At 69.4% G+C, this 16,840-nt stretch carries 16 protein-coding genes; 12 read left to right on the top strand and 4 right to left on the bottom strand.

All coding sequences use genetic code 11. From position 1 onward, the window contains the following. Positions 1 to 225 precede the first annotated feature (225 nt). The 7 genes from G3M57_RS26375 (at position 226) to G3M57_RS26405 (ending at position 5,484) form a co-directional block, all read left to right on the top strand. Entirely contained in the window at positions 226 to 885 is a 660-nt protein-coding gene (locus G3M57_RS26375; protein WP_163233891.1) for a ParA family protein, read from the top strand. A 16-nt stretch (positions 886 to 901) separates the two neighbouring features. Then, on the top strand, positions 902 to 1,348 hold the full coding sequence (locus G3M57_RS26380; RefSeq protein ID WP_163233892.1) for a hypothetical protein: 447 nt from the start codon (positions 902 to 904) through the stop codon (positions 1,346 to 1,348). A 111-nt stretch (positions 1,349 to 1,459) separates the two neighbouring features. Then, on the top strand, positions 1,460 to 2,428 hold the full coding sequence (locus tag G3M57_RS26385; RefSeq protein ID WP_163233893.1) for a replication initiator protein A: 969 nt from the start codon (positions 1,460 to 1,462) through the stop codon (positions 2,426 to 2,428). Between the two features lie 852 nt (positions 2,429 to 3,280). Beyond that, entirely contained in the window at positions 3,281 to 3,793 is a 513-nt protein-coding gene (locus tag G3M57_RS26390) for a S26 family signal peptidase (protein ID WP_163233894.1), read from the top strand. Further along, on the top strand, positions 3,790 to 4,428 hold the full coding sequence (locus tag G3M57_RS26395; protein WP_163233895.1) for a cell wall hydrolase: 639 nt from the start codon (positions 3,790 to 3,792) through the stop codon (positions 4,426 to 4,428). The genes G3M57_RS26390 and G3M57_RS26395 overlap by 4 nt, the downstream gene beginning before the upstream one ends. A 201-nt stretch (positions 4,429 to 4,629) precedes the next feature. Beyond that, positions 4,630 to 4,914, top strand: coding sequence for a hypothetical protein (locus tag G3M57_RS26400; protein ID WP_163233896.1), 285 nt, complete (start codon positions 4,630 to 4,632; stop codon positions 4,912 to 4,914). A gap of 408 nt (positions 4,915 to 5,322) precedes the next feature. Further along, complete coding sequence (locus G3M57_RS26405) at positions 5,323 to 5,484, top strand: hypothetical protein (RefSeq protein ID WP_163233897.1); 162 nt, start codon at positions 5,323 to 5,325, stop codon at positions 5,482 to 5,484. Positions 5,485 to 5,674: 190 nt separating this feature from the next. Here G3M57_RS26405 and G3M57_RS26410 read toward each other — a convergent pair whose 3' ends face one another. Next, positions 5,675 to 6,226, bottom strand: a complete 552-nt coding sequence (locus G3M57_RS26410; RefSeq protein ID WP_163233898.1) for a hypothetical protein — start codon at positions 6,224 to 6,226, stop codon at positions 5,675 to 5,677. 253 nt (positions 6,227 to 6,479) lie between these two features. Between G3M57_RS26410 and mobQ the strand changes: the two genes are divergently transcribed. From mobQ to trbB, 3 genes are all read left to right on the top strand, one after another. Beyond that, complete coding sequence (gene mobQ, locus G3M57_RS26415) at positions 6,480 to 7,976, top strand: MobQ family relaxase (protein WP_163233899.1); 1,497 nt, start codon at positions 6,480 to 6,482, stop codon at positions 7,974 to 7,976. An 84-nt stretch (positions 7,977 to 8,060) separates the two neighbouring features. Continuing rightward, entirely contained in the window at positions 8,061 to 9,986 is a 1,926-nt protein-coding gene (locus G3M57_RS26420) for a type IV secretory system conjugative DNA transfer family protein (RefSeq protein WP_163233900.1), read from the top strand. Further along, a complete protein-coding gene (gene trbB, locus G3M57_RS26425; protein WP_163233901.1) occupies positions 9,983 to 10,939 on the top strand; it encodes a P-type conjugative transfer ATPase TrbB in 957 nt (318 codons plus the stop codon). The genes G3M57_RS26420 and trbB overlap by 4 nt, the downstream gene beginning before the upstream one ends. A 434-nt stretch (positions 10,940 to 11,373) precedes the next feature. Here trbB and G3M57_RS26430 read toward each other — a convergent pair whose 3' ends face one another. The 3 genes from G3M57_RS26430 to G3M57_RS26440 form a co-directional block, all read right to left on the bottom strand. Next, positions 11,374 to 11,814: a thermonuclease family protein gene (locus G3M57_RS26430; protein WP_163233902.1), complete on the bottom strand. Its 441-nt coding sequence runs from the start codon at positions 11,812 to 11,814 to the stop codon at positions 11,374 to 11,376. Between the two features lie 107 nt (positions 11,815 to 11,921). Next, complete coding sequence (locus G3M57_RS26435) at positions 11,922 to 13,199, bottom strand: HAMP domain-containing sensor histidine kinase (protein WP_163233903.1); 1,278 nt, start codon at positions 13,197 to 13,199, stop codon at positions 11,922 to 11,924. Then, the gene (locus G3M57_RS26440; protein WP_163233904.1) at positions 13,196 to 13,873 is read right to left on the bottom strand and encodes a response regulator transcription factor; all 678 of its coding nucleotides are present in this window, start codon (positions 13,871 to 13,873) and stop codon (positions 13,196 to 13,198) included. The genes G3M57_RS26435 and G3M57_RS26440 overlap by 4 nt, the downstream gene beginning before the upstream one ends. 129 nt (positions 13,874 to 14,002) lie before the next feature. On the opposite strand from G3M57_RS26440, the gene G3M57_RS26445 reads away from it, so the two are divergent. Both G3M57_RS26445 and G3M57_RS26450 read left to right on the top strand, forming a co-directional pair. Beyond that, positions 14,003 to 15,478, top strand: a complete 1,476-nt coding sequence (locus tag G3M57_RS26445; RefSeq protein WP_163233905.1) for an efflux transporter outer membrane subunit — start codon at positions 14,003 to 14,005, stop codon at positions 15,476 to 15,478. An 8-nt stretch (positions 15,479 to 15,486) separates the two neighbouring features. Continuing rightward, complete coding sequence (locus G3M57_RS26450; RefSeq protein ID WP_163233906.1) at positions 15,487 to 16,833, top strand: efflux RND transporter periplasmic adaptor subunit; 1,347 nt, start codon at positions 15,487 to 15,489, stop codon at positions 16,831 to 16,833. The last annotated feature ends 7 nt before the right edge of the window (positions 16,834 to 16,840 follow it).

Genomic DNA, 16,840 nt, shown 5'->3' on the forward strand with positions numbered 1-16,840 from the left:
GGTTTTGAGCGAGTTCACGCTTACCCATTTGCGCAACAGGTCGCCTGGGGTTTTGAGTGTTTGGGGAAAAGGCGTTTTGCGTATTTACCCAAGATCGCTAATGCCCGCTTGGGTTAAAGCCCTGTTCACCAATTGCCCATAGCCTCATTTAGGCAAGAGAGGTTTCGCCCAAGCGGCCAAGACCTCTTTCGCCCATTCGCCCATTGTCTCGAGAGGGAGCTTCCGATGGCTGTCATCAGCGTGTGTTCGACCAAGGGCGGGGTGGGCAAGACCACCCTGGTCATGTGCCTGGCCGACGCCTTCGCCCGCCAGGGCGGGTCGGTGGCCATCGTCGACGGCGACCCCAACGGCCACGTCGCCAGCTGGCGCGAGCGGGCCGGCGAGGACTGCCAGGTCGCGGTGATCAGCGAGGCCAACGAGACCAGGATTCAGGACGTGATCGCCGAGGCGGCCGGGCAGTACGCGCTGGTGTTCGTGGACCTGGAGGGCGCGGCCTCGCAGGCGGTGACCTACGCCATCGCCGAGAGCGACATGGTGCTGATCCCGACCAAGATCTCGGGGATGGACCTGCAGGAGGTCTATCGCACCTATGAGGTGGTCAAGCGGGCCGAGAAGATGCTCAAGCGCGGCATCCCCGCGCGGGTGGTGTTCAGCCAGATGAACCCCCTCAACAGCCGCGTGGCCACCCATGCCCGCCAGGAGATCCGCGGCAATGACATTCCGGTGCTGAGCACCGAGGTCATCCAGCGCGCGGCCTATCAGCAGATCCATTTCACCGGCGAGACGCCCAGCGGGCCGGCCGGCGATCCCAAGGCCGCGCGCGAGATCGCCGCCGTCCTGGCCGAACTGCTTGAAGCGCTCGCGGCCCAGGCCCAGGCGGCCTGAGCGGGGAGGGGAGACCATGAACGACAAGACCGTCCGCCCGACCTTCCAGCCGGCCCCGCGCCCGCGCCCGATCAATGACGCCGGTTCGACCGAGGCCTTGAGGAAGGCCACCGAGGATCTCGGCTTCGCCCGCACGACCAGCGCGCCGGCGGCCCCCAGCCCCACGCTCGTCCAGCCCGCGGCCGAGCCCGTTGCGCCGCTCGCGCCCAAGGTCGTGGCGGCGCCCGCGCCCCGGGCCGTCGCCAAGCCCAAGACGGCCAGGCCCGCGCCGGCCGCCGACTTCTCCGACCGCGAGACCTCGCTGAAGTTCGTGATCGACGACGCTCTGTCGACCGCGCTGAAGCTTGACGCGGTCAGGCGGCGGGTCACCGTCAAGTACCTGGTCCTGGAGGCGCTGGCCGAGAAGGGCTATCCGGTCGATCTGGCCAACCTTCACGAGGACGGCCGGCGCTTGCGAAAGTAACGCTTGGGCAAGAGGGCAAATGGGGGTTTGCCCTCTTGCCCTTGAGAGGGATCGGGCGGGGCCAGCGGCGAATCGCGTTACCCGGGGATGTTCGAGAGAGTAGGGCAGGGCATGACGGCCCCCAAGGACCGCAACAACCAGTTCGACCTGTTCATTCCGTTGATGCGCGACCTTTCCCTGAAGGATCAGCGCGAAACGATGGAGCGGCCGTTCTTCTCGTTGCAGAAGCGCAAGCGCCTCAAGCCGATCCAGTACCAGAGCGGCGACGGCGAGGTCTCGGTCAAGGTCGAGGCCGTGCCCGCCTACGGCATGGCCACGATCTGGGACGCCGACATCCTGATCTGGGCCACCAGCGCGCTCAACCGCCTCAAGGCCGAGGGCAAGAACGACGTGCCCCGGTCGCTGAAGGTGACCGCCTATGATCTGCTGCGCTCGATCCAGCGCGACACCGGCGGCAAGGGCTACAACGACCTGAAGGCCGCCCTCGACCGCCTGGCCACCACCACCATCTTCACCTCGATCCGCGCCAAGAAGGGGCGCGACCGCCGCTTCAGCTGGCTGGACGGCTGGGAGGTCGAGGTCGATCCGGTGACCGACAAGCCGATCGCCCTGAAGATCACCCTGTCGGACTGGGTCTATGAGGGGATCATCAACGAAAAGTCGGTGCTGACCATGCACCCCGACTATTTCCAGCTCTCCGGCGGGCTGGAGCGCGCCATCTACCGGATCGCTCGCAAGCACGCCGGCGACCAGGACGACGGCTGGACCTGCCGCGTCAGCCTGCTGCACGAGAAGACCGGCTCCGACAGCGAGCCCAAGGAATTTTCGCGCATGCTGCGCAAGATCGTCGAGGCCAACGAACTGCCCGAATACGACATGGCCTTCGTCACCGCCGGCGACGGCTCCCAGGCGGTGCGGTTCATCCGGCGGACCGCGGCCGAACGGGTGCAGATCCAGGCCGAACTGGCGGCCGAGACGGCCAGTCTCGCCCGCCGCGAGCGCGAGGACCGCCGCGCCGACGAGGTGGACGGCCGACTCGATCCGTGGGCCAAGCGCCGGGTTCCCTCGCGCGAGAACTAACGGTCTATCACACACCGAACGCGGAAAAGCTGTGTATAGACAGGCGGTTGCCTGGATATCCTAATCCAGACGGGTTGGGCGGGGTGACGGTCTTTCACCCACCCGCCGGGCCCTCGCCACCCTCCAGAGCGGTTAATGGGACGTTAAAATCCGCCCGTTTGAACGATTTTCGCGGCTCAAACCTACGCTGGCGGCCGCCGCGCGAGCCTTCGGGGGATCGCCCACCGGAAAACCGGCCGGACGTCGGGGTTTCACACACCGAACCAGGCCCGTATCGTCGGGGTTTCGCCCACCAAGGTCGGAACCTGGCCAGGTTTGGGCGCGTGGCGACGGGGTTTCACCCACCGGCAGAGCCTGCGGGGCGCCCTGAAGCGTCGAAAAGCCCGACGGGCCGGGGCTGCGCGCCTCGACTTTCGGGGGATCGCCCACTGGCCGGGTCGCCGGGCGTCGGGGTTTCGCCCACCGGCGGCGAGCCTGGCGCCGGCCTGTGGACGCGCACGGGGGATCGCCCACGTCACCGGCGGGGGAACGCACACCCGACCCTCGGGGGATCAAACACCGATCCACGGGGGATCGCCCACCAGGCGGTTGCATAACGAGCGGAATATGCTGGGGTTTTGGGCCTCTTCAGGCCCCTTAACTTATCTAACTTAGTTCATAACATTATCTCTAACGACGCGGCTGAAGCGCCGCCGGGAAACACAGGGCCAGAAGAGGGGCCCTGTTTCCCGGCTCGAGACCCGCTAGGGACGCGGGGGAACGCACACCCGCGCGGCCGGACGGTCCAGATCCTGCGACCCTGGAGTTCTCCGGAATTGCACATGGGTCCGGCGACATGAAACTCTTCGCCCAATGAACAGGCTCGCCCGCATCGTTATGCTCGGCCTGATCCCCGCGCCGGTCGCGGCGGTCCAGGCGTGGGCGTCCGCGCCGCTGGTGCTCGTCAACACCTCGCCCAGCGAGCCGGTGGGTCTCTATATCCGAGCCGCAGGGCCTCCGGGGCCGGGCCGCGTCATCGCCTTCAGGGCGCCGGCCCAGGCCTATCCCTATGTAGCGACCGTCCTGCCCGAGCGGGCGCGCAGCAGCATCCTGAAGACCGTGCGGGCAGGGGAGGGCGACCTTGTCTGCGCCGGGGCGAGCCGGCTGGCGGTCAATGGCCGGACCTGGGCGTTGATCGCCGCGACGGACCGGCTTGGCCGGACGCTTCCGCATTGGCGGGGCTGCCGGCGGCTCGTCGCGGGGGAGTACTTCGTCTTCTCGTCCCGGATCCCCAACAGCTTCGACAGCCGCTACTACGGGCCCGTGACCGCCGGCGATGTGATTGGGGTCTACAAGCCGTTGCTGGCGGGCAAGGGCGCCGCGTGAAGCGTCGATGGGCCATCCTGTGGGCCGTGGCCAGCCTGGCCTCGTCGGCGTCGGGCTGGACCCAGGCCGTCGCTGGCGAAAACGGACTTGGGCGTCTTCGCGCCGTCGTCGAGACGTCCTCGGCGCGCGACGCCATCGCCCGAGTGACCTGGGCCGAGGCGGCGGGGCAGGGCGACAGCGGCCTTGCCGGGGTCGTCTACACCATTCTCAACCGCCTGGCCTCCGGACGTTGGGGCGACCAGGTCGACGCGGTCGTCAACGCGCGGGGCCAGTTCGAGCCGGTGTCGCGGGCCGGCGGCGATTGGCGAACCCTTCCGCCCGTCAGCGCGGCGCGTCAGGCGCGGGTCGACACCATCCTCAACCTGGCGCTCGACGGCCGACTGCCCGATCCGACCTCAGGGGCCCTGTTCTTTCAAAACCCGAAGATCGTCGCGGCCCGGGCGGCGGCCGGCGCGGTCTCCCAGGATTTGGTCAATTTCGGCGGGCGCCAGCCCAGCGTCACGATCGGCGACCACGCCTTCTATGGTCCCGAGCCGTCGCGCGGGGGGCAGCCTGTCGCGACCGCGCCGGCCTCGCCGGGCGAGCGCGGTCTCTTCGTGCTGGCCGATGGGTCCATCGTCGAGGATCACCCCTAAACGGCCAGGGCGGACCGTCGGCCGAGGGAGGGCAGGGGCTGGCGGCGACGTCTTCCACCGTGTCACGGCGCCCCACCGGTCAACGGCTTCGCCGTTCCCCTCCGCGCCCGCGTGGCGGCCGCTTCGGTGACCGGAGGGGACCCCGCCGTGTCCCGCCGGGCTGACGCCGCTCGCTGGGAGCGGCCCTGCGGAGGCGCTTCGATGTTCAAGCTGATCAAGACCCTGGTGTTTGGTTCTCGCCCGGCCAAGGCGACCACGATCCGGGTGGGCGAGGATCTCTTCGACGACCATGTGATGGCCTATTGGGACCATCTTGACGAGGCGGAGTGGGCGCAAGGACGCGCCGAGTGGAACGCGCTGCCGGACGCCGAGCGCGACGCGGTCATCGCCTGGTGCGACGATCGCAACGCCGAGGGACGGCTGGTTGACCATCGGTTCTACGACCAATGGCTGGCGCTGCGGATGGAGGGTTACGTCGGCGACTGAGCCGGGGGGCTTGGCCCCCCTTTCGATCGGCGCCGTAACCGCCTCTAGGGGGCCGGGCGGACGCCGCGCCATGCGGCGCGCGACGGCCCTACGGAGAGGCCAGGGTCGCTTCCCTCGCCGGGCCGGCGCTGACGCGGCCGGTCCCGGTCGGCGCGCGTCGCCGCCAGGGCCCGCCTCGCTGGCGACCGCCTTGAGGGCGGTCGTCGCCGTCGACTGGCGACGGCGCGGCTTCGGCTACCGAGCCTGGGGGCGCCTCTTCCAAGTCTGCCATGTCACCCAGCCCGTCAACCCGCTGCGCGGGTTCCCCTCCGGGCTCGCCAGCGAGCCCTGCGGTGACGGGCCGGGGCCCGACATGACCGGAGAGATCAAGGCGCTCGATGGGAGCGTCGGTCCAGCCGGAGATGTCCCATGTTCGAGTTCACCACGACCAGGTTCGATGACGTCGATCGAGAACTGATCGCCGCGCACATCGCCAGCGGCAAGCCGCGTTACAGCAACACCCTCTACCTAAACGGCGGGGGGTCATCCGCCGCTGGACCGACGATGAGGCCATCGCGCGGGCTCAGTTAGAGGCCGACCGGGCCGACCCGAACCTGTCGTGGGCCATCGCCTTCGATCACATGACGATATTGGATCTGGACGTGGCGTTCCCGCCGCACCGCAAGACGGCAGAGCAACTGAGGGCCGAGTGCGACGCGGCGTTGGAGGCCGTGTTCGACCGGTGGGCGGTCGGCGAGGCGGAGCAGGGAGAGGGGGGCCGCTAGGCCCCCTTTTTGGGCCCAGGGCCAGACGACGGGGGTGCTGAAGGCTGAGACAGGGCCTCCGCGACCATGGCCTCGAAGTCGGGCGGCGACGGCTCCTGGACCGCGCGCATCGGAGCGATCGGCAGGCCCAGGGTCTCGGCGATGGCGTGGCGGTCTCGCGGGCGTTGCACCCGCCGGTCGACGATCTCCAGCAGCCGGGCCAGCAACGGATCGTCGGGGTCCATCTGCGCCTCGGCCAGCAGGGCGCCGCCGAGCACGATCTTGGCCCGTGTCTCACGCTTGCGTTCGGTCTGGTCGAGCAGGGCTTCGAGCCGTTCGACGCGCGCCCGGTAGACGGCCAGGCGGGTTTCGTCGTCGTCGATCTGGCCAAGCGGCCTGACATGCCCGCGCTGACGGGGGAGGACCCCCTTGAGCTCGGCATAGGCCGTGCGCGCCCGGTGTTCACGGTCGGCGAGGGTGATCTCCAAGGCGCGCAGGCGGCGGGTCTTGGCCTCGGGAGACTCCGGCTTGCGACGGGGCCTGCGGGTTGGGGCTAGGGCGACGTCCATGGCGGGATCACGGCTGCGGCTTGAAAATGGGACGAGACGAGTCTAACCCTTGGCGGATAGAAGTGACAAGGGCGCAGTTATGCATTGCTGCGCAACGCCTGCGGTCGGGAGAGCCCACCCCCTCGCCGCCCTGATCCCGGGGCGTGCCGGGAGGGCGTCGAGCCAAGGGGCGAGCCCCTTAGCGATCCCACTGCCGCAAGCGGCATGGAGCGGGGCGGCGAGGCGGGCCGGATGGTGGAAGAAGGGGTTTGAGGTGGCGCATTACCGGCTGGAGGTTCAGGCGTTCAAGCGCAGCGAGGGCCGCTCGGCCGTCGCCGCGGCCGCCTACCGTTCGGCCAGCGTCCTGCGCGACGAGCGCCTGGAGATGGTGTTCGACTATTCGGATAAGGGCGGGGTAGTGGCGCAGGGGATCATGGCCCCCGACGGCGCGCCCGCAGCGTTCCTTGAGCGCGAGCGCCTATGGAACGCGGCCGAGGCGGCCGACAGGCGGGCGGATTCGCGCACGGCGCGCGAGATCCTGATCTCGCTGCCGCACGAGCTCACCGACCAGCAGCGCCATGGTCTGGTGCGGGCGTTCGTCGCCGAGCACCTCGTCGCCAAAGGCATGATCGCCGACTACGCGCTGCACGATCCGGACGCTCATGGCGACGCCCGAAACCACCACGCCCACATCATGGTGACCACCCGCTACCTGACCCCCGACGGCTTTGGCCTGAAGGCCCGGTCGTGGGACAACCCGCAGGCGGTCGGCGAGTTGCGCATGGCTTGGGAGCACGTCCAGAACCAGCATCTTCGCCAGCATCTGGGACCTGATGCGCCGCAGGTCAGCAGCCGGAGCCTCGCCGACCAAGGCCAGGGCCGCGAGCCGACCATTCATTTGGGACCGGCGGCTTCGGGGATGGAGCGGCGGGGCGAGCGGTCGGACCGGGGAGACATCAACCGGCGGATCGAGGCGCGCAACAACCAGCGCCGGCAAACCCCCGGGCAGATCCGCGCCCTGGAGGACCGGATGGCCGAGGGGCGGCCGCGGCGCGCCTACCCGATCGATGCGGTGATCCGCGAGTTCGAGACCATCCACCAGACCATGATCCGCGAGCGCGACGGCTGGGCCCGCGAGCGCGCCCGTCTGGCCGCCCCCGAGGTCCCCACCAACCGCGCCGTTACGGCCGAGATCCTCGGCGAGGCCGTCGAGCGCCGCGCCGCGGCCATGCGCCGGCTGGAGTGGACCGAGCGGCGGATCGCGCGTGGGCGGGCCCGGCGCGCGACGCTGATGCGGTGGATCCGGAATCCGGCCCGAATGATCTGGGCCGCGCACGCCGAGCTCAACGCCCTGGATCGGGCGCGGGCCCAGGCGGGCCGCGCGGAGCTGGAGGTGAAGGTACGGGCCGACTGGTTGCGCAGCGAGGGGGGGCGCGCCTATGTGGCCAGCCGTCTGGATCCAGCCAAGCAGGCGGCGGAGGCGTCGCGGCGCGCGGCGCGGACCCTGGAGCGGAAGATCAAGCGGGCCGACAAGCGCATCGAGAATGTGGCCAGCACGCGGGTCAAGCTGCTGGTGGCGCGAGAACTTGGCCAGTCTAGCCTTGTGGCTCCGGCCCGAATGGATCTGGGCGTGGGCCAGGCGGTGCGGGAGGTCGACAGGCGCGTGGTCGACGCGGTGAAGGCCCACGCCCCGACGGCGCAGAAGGCGGCCTTGACCAAGGTCATGGCCCTGGTGCGCGGGCAAATCCCAGGCATCGGTCCGGAGCGCTAGAGCGCCCTGGGTGTAGGCGCCCCTGGAGAAATGCGGAATTGCCGCTGGCCAGCGCTTGGCTTCTGGTGGGCTCACGGAGCCCGCATGTCCCTGACCGCCAAACTCCGCTGGCTTTTGCCCTTGAGCGTCCTGCTGGCGCTGGCGGGCCTTTCGGCCGCCGCCCAGACGGCCGGCCAGCTCTTTGACTACCCCGCGCCGTTCGGGCCCGGTTGGGGTCAGATCGGGTCCGTCAGGCTCTACGCGCCGTGGTGCTTTGTCGAATGGTACGGGCGCTACGGCGGAGCCTATCCGCAAGCCTTCGATCAGTCGGCCCTGGTGGGTCTTGGCGTCTTCGTCTGGCCGCTGCTGATGATCGCCGCCCTGACCCGGCGCTTCGTGGCCAGGCCGCGGCCGTTCGGGACGGCCGCCTGGGGACGGCTCGCCGACGCCCGCGCCGCCGGCCTGCTCCACGGCGAACAGTTGGGCGGTCGCATCCTTGGCCGGCTCAAGGGCCGTCTGCTGAGCTTCACGGGCGTCGAGCACTGCATCATCGTCGGCGCCTCGCGCTCGGGCAAGGGCGCGGGACACGTAGTGCCCACGGTGCTGTCCTGGCCCGAGAGCCTGTTCGTCTACGACCGCAAGGGCGAGCTTTGGCACATCACCGCCGATCATCGCCGACGGTTCTCCCACACCTTCTATTTCGCGCCGACCGACCCGGACACGGCGCGCTGGAATCCCCTGTTCGAGGTCCGCAAGGGCCCCATGGAGATCGCCGACATCCAGAACATCGTCGGCATCCTGGTCGATCCGATCGGCCTCAAGCAGGGCAATCTCGACTTCTTCGACCAGAGCGCCGCCAACTTCTTCACCGGGGTGATCCTGCACGCCCTCTACACCGCGCCCGACGATCATAAGACCCTGACCCATGTTCGGCGGCTGCTGATCGACATCGACGCCACCCTGGACGCCATGCTGGGGACCAAGCATCGCCACCGGCCTGACCCGGCGGCGCCCGACGGCCTGGCGCGGGACGCAGACGGCCAACTGATCGCCGAGGTCCATCCGGAGGTGTGGCTTGGCGCCACCGCGTTCAGGAAGATGGAGCCCAGGGTGCGCTCCAGCGTCCTGGCCACGGCGCAGAAATCGCTCGCCCTATGGGCCGATCCCCTGGTCTCCAACGCCACGTCCTGGTCGGACTTCTGCATCGGCGACCTGGTCTGCGCCGACGCGCCGGTTAGCTTCTATCTGATCACCCCTCAGGCCCACGCCGATCGTCTGGCGTTCCTGGTCCGGGTCATGCTGCGCCAGAGCCTCAACAGCCTGATGGAGACGATCGACGCCGACAGCCGCGGGCGACGTAAGCGCCATCGCCTGCTGAAAATGCTCGACGAATTCCCCAAGCTCGGCGCCCTGCCGTTCCTGGAGAACGCCCTGGGCGAGATGGCCGGCTACGGCGTCTCGGCGCACCTGATCTGCCAGTCGTTCAACGACGTCTTCAAGCACTATGGCGTCCACACCTCGATCTTCGACAACTGCCACGTCACGGCCGCCTTCGCGACTTCCGAGCCGGGCAGCATCGATCGGATCGTCAAGCGGGCCGGACGCGCGCTGGAGATGCGCGAGAGCTTCAGCGATCCCCGCCTGATGTTCGCCAAGGGCCATCGGAGCCGCAACCAGGCCGAGGTCGAACGCTACATCCTGGCCGAACAGGACGTGCGGGCCTTGCCGACCGACAAGCAGTTCCTGTTCGTCAACAACGCCAAGCCGTTGCTGGCCGACAAGATCCGCTTTTTCGAGGACCCAGTGTTCGCCGCGCATGCGCGGGACTTTTTTCACGGCGAGCGGGCCCGGTTCGTCCAGACCCGCCAAACGCTCGACACCCCCGGGCGCCCGCCCATCGATTGGCTCGGCGTGGCGGCCGTCGAGGCCTATGCACCGCCGATGCAGGCCGCCGAGGTGGCCCTGGATCTGGCCTGCGCGGATGGTCTCAGCATCGTCGACCTGATCTACAACGATGAGGACGGGTTATGAATCCAGGCGCGGAGCAAGCGCTCAATCGCAAGGACAGCGCCCTGCGTCAGGCCCTGGGGCCCGTCCTGGCCTCGGCCTTGGCCGAGGCCTCGGTCGTGGAGGTCATGGTCAATCCGGACGGCGCGATCTGGATCGAACGGATCGGGCAGGGGAGAACCTTCAGCGGCCACCACATGGCGCGAGCCGATGCCGAACGGGTCCTGCGCCTGGTCGCCGATCATGTCGGCGAGGTCGTCACCCGCGAGCGGCCGCTGGTCGGCGGAGCCCTGCCGCGCTCTGGCGAGCGGTTCCAGGGCGTCTTTCCCCCGATCGCGGCCGCGCCGAGCTTTTCGATCCGCAAGCGCCCGGAGAGGGTTTTTTCGCTGCAGGACTATGTCGACCAGGCGATCATGTCGGCCGCGCAGGCGGACGTCCTGGCCCAGGCCGCCGAGCGTCGTGACAACATCCTGATCGCCGGCGGCACGGGCTCGGGCAAGACCACGCTGGCCAACGCCATCCTGGCGCTGCCGGCGTTTCGCGGCGACCGGGTCATCCTGGCCGAGGACACCGCCGAACTGCAGTGCGTGGCCGACGACCAACTGGCGCTGCTGACCAAGCGCAGCGAGCCGGCGGTGACCATGGCCGACCTGGTGCGGGCCGCGCTTCGCCTGCGGCCGGACCGGATCGTTGTCGGAGAGGTGCGCGACGGCAGCGCCTTGGACATGCTCAAGGCCTGGAACACCGGACATCCGGGCGGCCTGGCGACCCTGCACGCCAACAGCGCCGCCGAGGCGCTCAATCGCCTTGAAGACCTGATCGGCGAGGTCGCCCCGGCCATCCCCCACCGTGCGATCGGTCAGGCGATCGACATCATCGCGTTCATCAAGCGCGCGCCGGCCGGCCGGATGTTGGAGTCGGTCGTCCGGGTGGAGGGATGGCGCGACGGCGCCTACGCGCTCACGACGATGGCCTGAACCGCGCCGCGAGGCGGTAGGCATGGGGCCTTTCGTGCGTCATGCTGGCCGCCTGCGGATCAACCGGCGACGCAAGATGTCTGATCGACGACAACAGCGAGACCCACAGCGTCAGGCCAAGGCCTGGTTCGAGACGCTGAGCGGCCCAGTCTCGACAGACGACATCGAGGCATGGTTCGCCTGGAGTCGCGATCCAGCTTGCTGGGCGGCCTACGCACGCCTCGCGGTCCAGTCACGACGCCGGGCCGGCGCAAGGCCCTTCACAGAGCGCGAGCTGCTGGCCGCCCTGGAACGGAGGGCGGACTTGGCCAGCGCGTATCAGGAGGTGTTCCGCCGCGCCGGCCGGCCTGCGGATCTGGCTCATATCGCACGACATATGGCGCGCCGATCGCATCGCCGCAGCGCAATCGCTGTAGGCCTGGAGGTCTAGACCCTCAGCGGCCTCGTCCGCCCTCGGCGACGCCCGCGCGTCGCATCAGATCGCCCACCGAAACGCCGCCGACGCGGCAGGTGGCCGCGACGCGGTCATAGCTTTGCTTTTGCGCGACACAGTGCAGGGTCTGGCCCGCGGTGACGCGATCGAGGGTTCGTCGCGCGGTCGGGCCCTGGGGGCTCTTGAGCTCTGGCGCATGGAAGTCGGCCAGCCGCATCTCCACCCACCGGTCCGGGGTCGGGCCCAACGCCACGCACAGGCTGTCTCCATCGCCGACATAGGTGACCGGCCCGGAGAAGGCCGAGCCTGGACGCAGATAGGACGGGGCCGGACCCCTGTCGGGAATGGCCTTGCACGGATCGGCCAGAGCCTTGCCGGCCTGGCCGAGCAGCGCGGTGGAGACCAGCAGGGGCAGGGCGCGGCGGAGGCGACGACCGGACATGACCAAACCGGGGACCTTATCTGGGGCTCGTCGCCCGATCGGTGGAGAGGATGGGAAAGGGCCCCGAGCGCTGCAAGGCCTGGCTTTGGGAGCGCCGCGTCGCCGGCTCAACCCTGGCCCAGGATGAGCGTCGGCAAAAAGGTTCGCACCAGGAAACCGCCGCCTGGCCGATTGCCGAGCGCGATCGATCCGCCGTGCGCCAGGATGGTGCGCCGGGCGATCGACAGCCCAAGACCAAAGCCGCCGCCGGGGCCGGACTTGAACGGCTCGAACAGGCTGTCGAGATCGGCGGTCGGCGCGCCAGGGCCACGGTCGGCGACCTCGATGCTTGCCCAGCCTGGTTCGTAGGTCAAACTGACGTCGACGATCGACGGGGTCGGCGCGTGCCGCACGGCGTTGCGCAGGAGATTTTCCAGAGCCCTCCGGACGAGTTCGGCCTCGCCGCGGACGCTGGGTTCGGCCTGGTCGGCGGCGACCGCGGGCGTGATCCGCAATTGGACGTCGACGGACTTGCGAGCCGCCTCGAAGGTGGCGTCCGAGACCAGGTCGCGGATCATTTCGGTCAGATCGAAATAGCGATCGGGGTCGGGGGCGCCGCTCTCCATGCGCGACAGCGACAGAAGCTCGCCGACCATCGCGTCCAGGCGGCGAACCTCTTGATCGATCCGGTCGAGGGCGCCCGACGCCGGGTCGGGGTTCTGCCGCGCCAGCGCCGCCGCCAACTGCAGGCGCGCGAGCGGTGAGCGCAGTTCATGGGAGATGTCGTCGATGAGGCGGTCGCGCGCGGTGATCAGGCGCGCGACACGCTCGGCCATGGTGTCGAAATCCCGCGCCAGGTCGGCCACCTCGTCGCGCCGGCGACCGATCCGCGGACGCAGCCGCACCGTCAGGTCGCCCTGGGCGAAGCTTTCGAAGGCGGCGCGCAGCCAACGGATCGGATAGGATAGATAGAGCGCCAGGCCGGTGGCGAAGACGAGGCCGGCGACGACTCCGACCGCGTAAAGCTCGTAGGGTTGGCGGCCGCGAACCGGCGCTGGCATGCGGTAGAAAATACGGAACGTCTCTCCGTTCGGCGCGCGCACGCGCGTCGCATAGCCCTCGGTCTGCGGAGGCCGGATGGGCGAGGCGGCCTTAACCGGGACGATGAACAGGTTCGCGTCGCGCCGCGTCGGGTCGATGCTGGCGAGCGCCTGGGGGCCGCCGTCCCGAACCGCCGCGGCCGCCAGGGCGACAAATTTGGCTCCGGCGGATTCGGCATAGGCTCGTTCCATGGCCGGCCTGAGCGGCAAGACCAGGGCGAAGACCAGGACGGTGGCCACCACCATGGCCACATAGGTCAGGCAGAAGGCCGTGAAGATCTTCCAGAACAGACGGCTCTTGATCATGACCAGGACAGCCGCCAGCCCACGCCTCGCACGGTGTCGATCCTCAAGGCGCCGTCGGTCGCCTGCTGCAGCTTCAGGCGCAGATTGCTGACATGGACGTCGATACTGCGATCATAGGTCTCGTGGCGGCGACCCAGCAGGCGCAGCGACAATTCGTCCTTGGTGGTCACCCGCTCGCTGCCCCGCAGCAACATCTCCAGCATGTTGAATTCGGTGGCGGTGAGGTTGAAGGGCCGCCCGCGCCATTCGACGCGCCGTCGCCCGGCGTCGAAAGCCAGGCCCGGCGGCGTCGCGCGCTCGGCGCGATGATCCGCGCGCCCCGGCCGGCGCAGCACCGCGCGCAGACGCGCCGCCAGTTCTTGGGGGTAGTAGGGCTTGGTGATGTAGTCGTCCGCGCCCAGTTCCAGGCCGACCACGCGCTCGGTGTCGTTGCCCTTCGCCGTCAGCATGACGACCGGAATATCGCTTTGCGCCCGGATCGCCCGAAGGACGTCCAGGCCGCTTCCGCCCGGCATCATGACATCGAGCAGGACCGCGTCGTCCTGACCCGACAGGGCCTGGGCCAAGCCGTCGGCCGGCGTGTAGACGGCGCGCGCGGAGAAGCCCTCGCCGACAAGATATTCCGCCAGCATGCTCGTCTGCTCGACATCGTCATCGACCAGCAGGATTCTCAAGCGCTCCACTCCGTTTGATCGGGCTCTTAGGCTTCGTCGGGCGGCTTGTCGCAGGGCCTTACGCAAACCTTACACTTTGCTTGCGCAATCCTCACCCACCAGACGGCCGGCGACTGGCATATCCTCGCCATGGCCCCATCCCCCATTGTTTCGCGCCCGGCGCCCACGGACAGGACAGACCCCAGACGATGTGTCCGGGCCGATCGCCGCGTCCTGGTTCCGCTGAGCGCCGCGGCCCTGACCTTGCTGCTGGGCGCCTGCGCCGTCGGCCCGGACTATGTCGCGCCCTCGCGGGCCAAGCTTGGCGCAGAGGGGCCCTATGTCATGGGACCTCAAACGCCGACCGGCGACATCGCGCGCTGGTGGACCGGTCTGAACGACCCGGTGCTCGATGGCCTGGTTGAACGGGCCCTTGCGGATAATCTCGACATCGGCGTCTCCCTGACCCGTCTTCGTCAGGCGCGTGAAGCCCTGGTGCAGGCCCAAGCCGGCCGGCTGCCGACCCTATCGGCGACGGCGAGCTACAATCGCGCCCTGCTCGACGCCGTCGGCGCGGCCAACACCGGATCTCTTGGACTTGACGCCGGCTATGATCCTGGACTCTTCGGGACCCGTCGTCGGGGCGAGGAGGCCGCGGCGTCCGACTATGCCGCCGTCGGCCTGGACCTGGCGTCGGCGCGGCGGGCGATCGCCGCGGAAACCGCGCGGAACTACGTGCTGGCCCGGCAAGCTCAAGCCAATTTGGCCATCGCGCGCGGCGCGCTGGGCATTCAGGCCGATAACCTGGAGATCGCCGGCTTCCGCGGCCAGGCCGGACTGGTCTCGGGGCTGGATCTGGAGCAGGCGCGCGCCCAGCGCGCGCAGACGGCCGCCTCTATCCCCGCCTTCGAGCAAGGCTATCGTTCGGCGCTCAATCGTCTGGCCGTGCTGACCGGACAAGCGCCTGGCGCAATCGACCGGGAGCTCGCCGCGCCCGGATCGATCCCGCGCGGGCCCGATGTCGTGGCCGTGGGCGTGCCGGCCGATGTCCTGCGCCAGCGTCCCGACGTGCGGGCGGCCGAACGTCGACTGGCCTCGGCCAGCGCCAGGATCGGCGTGGCGCAAGCCCAACTCTACCCCGCCCTGACGCTCAGCGGCGATGTCGCTACCGCCGCCACCTCGATCCGAGGGCTGGGCGACGTCGTCACCGGGCGGATCTTCGCCAGCCTTGGGCAGAGCCTGTTCGATGGCGGGGTCCGACGCTCGCGCCTGCGCGTCCAGCAGGCCGCGGCCGATGAGGCGCTGCTGGCTTACAAGCAGACCGTCCTTGGCGCGCTGGAAGACGTGGGCAACGGCATGGCGGCACTGGACGCGTCCCTGTCGCGCGAAACCGAGCTGTCGCGTGCGCTCGACGCGGCGACGATCGCCGCGACCCTGGCGCGTGGCCAGTACCGCGTCGGCCTGACCGACATCACCACTCTCAACGTCAACGAAGCCTCGCTGCTGTCGGCGCAGACCGGGTTGTCCAACGCCCGGGCCGAACACGCCCTGGCGGTGATCCAGCTCTATCTGGCGCTCGGCGGCGGCTGGGACGGCGCTGTTCCTCAAGCGTCCGCCCGACCCTAGGACCTCATATGGCCGATACCAGCGACATCGACACCTTCCTCGGCGCCAAGGCCAAGCCCTGGTGGAGCCGGCATGGCAAGGCGCTTTTGCTGACCGCGGCGGCCCTGGTGCTGTTTTTGGTCCTGAGCCAGTGCCTACGCGCCAAGCCGGCGACCCGATACGCCGTGGCGCCGGTCGAGCAGCGCGCCCTGTCCGTGGTCGTCTCGGCCACGGGTAAGTTGGCCCCGACTAATCAGGTTCAGGTCGGCTCGGAGCTGTCTGGCCTGGTCACGCGCGTCGAGGCCGATGTCAATGACCGGGTGAGGGCCGGCCAAACCCTGGCCCTTGTGGATCCCTCGCGGTTTCAGGACACGGTAGAGCAAAGCCGCGCGGCGCTGAACGCCGACATCGCCGCCGTGGCCCAGGCCAAGGCCACCCTCGATCAGACCGTCGCCCAGCTGGCGCGCCTGGAAGAGGTCAGCCGGCTTTCGGGCGGGCGGGTCCCGGCCAAGACGGAGATGGATCAGGCTGCGCGCGACCGCGACAGGGCGGCCGCCAACCTGGCGGCGGCCCAGGCCAATGTCGCCTCGGCGCGCGCGAGCTTGTCGTCCAATGTCACCCAACTGACCAAGACGGTGATCCGATCGCCCGTGAACGGGGTCGTCCTGGCCCGTCAGATCGAGCCGGGGCAGACGGTGGCGGCCTCTTTCAATACGCCCACCCTCTTCGTGATCGCCGAGGACCTCTCGACGATGAAGCTGCAGGTGGCGATCGACGAAGCCGACGTCGGCGCCGTGCGCGAGGGACAGACCGCGTCCTTCACAGTCGACGCCTTTCCTGGAAGGACCTTCCCCGCCGTTCTCAAGCGGATCGACGTCGGCTCCAATCTGAGCGCCCAGACCTCCAGCACCGCGCAGTCCGCCGTGACGGGCCAGGTGGTGTCTTACGGCGCGACCCTGAGTGTGGCCAATCCGAGCCTGCAGTTGCGGCCCGGCATGACCGCCACGGCCGACATCGTCACGGTCGCGCGTGATCGGGTGTTGCTGGTTCCCAACGCCGCCCTGCGCTTCAAGCCGACCGGCGCGGACGCGGCGACCGGTTCGACCGGGCCAAGCCCGTTTGGCGCCCGGCCGCGTCCCGTCAGGGACGACAAGGCGGTCGTTCGCGGCGCGACCCGCACGGTCTACGTGCTCGACGAGGCGGGGCGTCCTCGCCCGGTGGCCATCACCACTGGGGTGACCAATGGCGCGGTGACCGAGGTCCTGGGGGGCGCGCTTCGGCCCGGAATGTCGGTCATCACCGGCGTGCTGGCCGCGGCGGCGCCGGAGCAGGCCAAGCGACCGGCTTCGGAAGGCGGGCCGCGCGATGGTCGCTAGCCCCTCG

The organism is Caulobacter rhizosphaerae (assembly GCF_010977555.1).
Taxonomy (GTDB): domain Bacteria; phylum Pseudomonadota; class Alphaproteobacteria; order Caulobacterales; family Caulobacteraceae; genus Caulobacter; species Caulobacter rhizosphaerae.

Bases quoted from the DNA above. Each gene is read 5' to 3' on its own strand.
- G3M57_RS26375 (WP_163233891.1), top strand. From the start codon at position 226: ATGGCTGTCATCAGCGTGTGTTCGACCAAGGGCGGGGTGGGCAAGACC.
- G3M57_RS26380 (WP_163233892.1), top strand. From the start codon at position 902: ATGAACGACAAGACCGTCCGCCCGACCTTCCAGCCGGCCCCGCGCCCG.
- G3M57_RS26385 (WP_163233893.1), top strand. From the start codon at position 1,460: ATGACGGCCCCCAAGGACCGCAACAACCAGTTCGACCTGTTCATTCCG.
- G3M57_RS26390 (WP_163233894.1), top strand. From the start codon at position 3,281: ATGAACAGGCTCGCCCGCATCGTTATGCTCGGCCTGATCCCCGCGCCG.
- G3M57_RS26400 (WP_163233896.1), top strand. From the start codon at position 4,630: ATGTTCAAGCTGATCAAGACCCTGGTGTTTGGTTCTCGCCCGGCCAAG.
- G3M57_RS26405 (WP_163233897.1), top strand. From the start codon at position 5,323: ATGTTCGAGTTCACCACGACCAGGTTCGATGACGTCGATCGAGAACTG.
- G3M57_RS26410 (WP_163233898.1), bottom strand. From the start codon at position 6,226: ATGGACGTCGCCCTAGCCCCAACCCGCAGGCCCCGTCGCAAGCCGGAG.
- G3M57_RS26420 (WP_163233900.1), top strand. From the start codon at position 8,061: ATGTCCCTGACCGCCAAACTCCGCTGGCTTTTGCCCTTGAGCGTCCTG.
- trbB (WP_163233901.1), top strand. From the start codon at position 9,983: ATGAATCCAGGCGCGGAGCAAGCGCTCAATCGCAAGGACAGCGCCCTG.
- G3M57_RS26430 (WP_163233902.1), bottom strand. From the start codon at position 11,814: ATGTCCGGTCGTCGCCTCCGCCGCGCCCTGCCCCTGCTGGTCTCCACC.
- G3M57_RS26435 (WP_163233903.1), bottom strand. From the start codon at position 13,199: ATGATCAAGAGCCGTCTGTTCTGGAAGATCTTCACGGCCTTCTGCCTG.
- G3M57_RS26445 (WP_163233905.1), top strand. From the start codon at position 14,003: ATGGCCCCATCCCCCATTGTTTCGCGCCCGGCGCCCACGGACAGGACA.
- G3M57_RS26450 (WP_163233906.1), top strand. From the start codon at position 15,487: ATGGCCGATACCAGCGACATCGACACCTTCCTCGGCGCCAAGGCCAAG.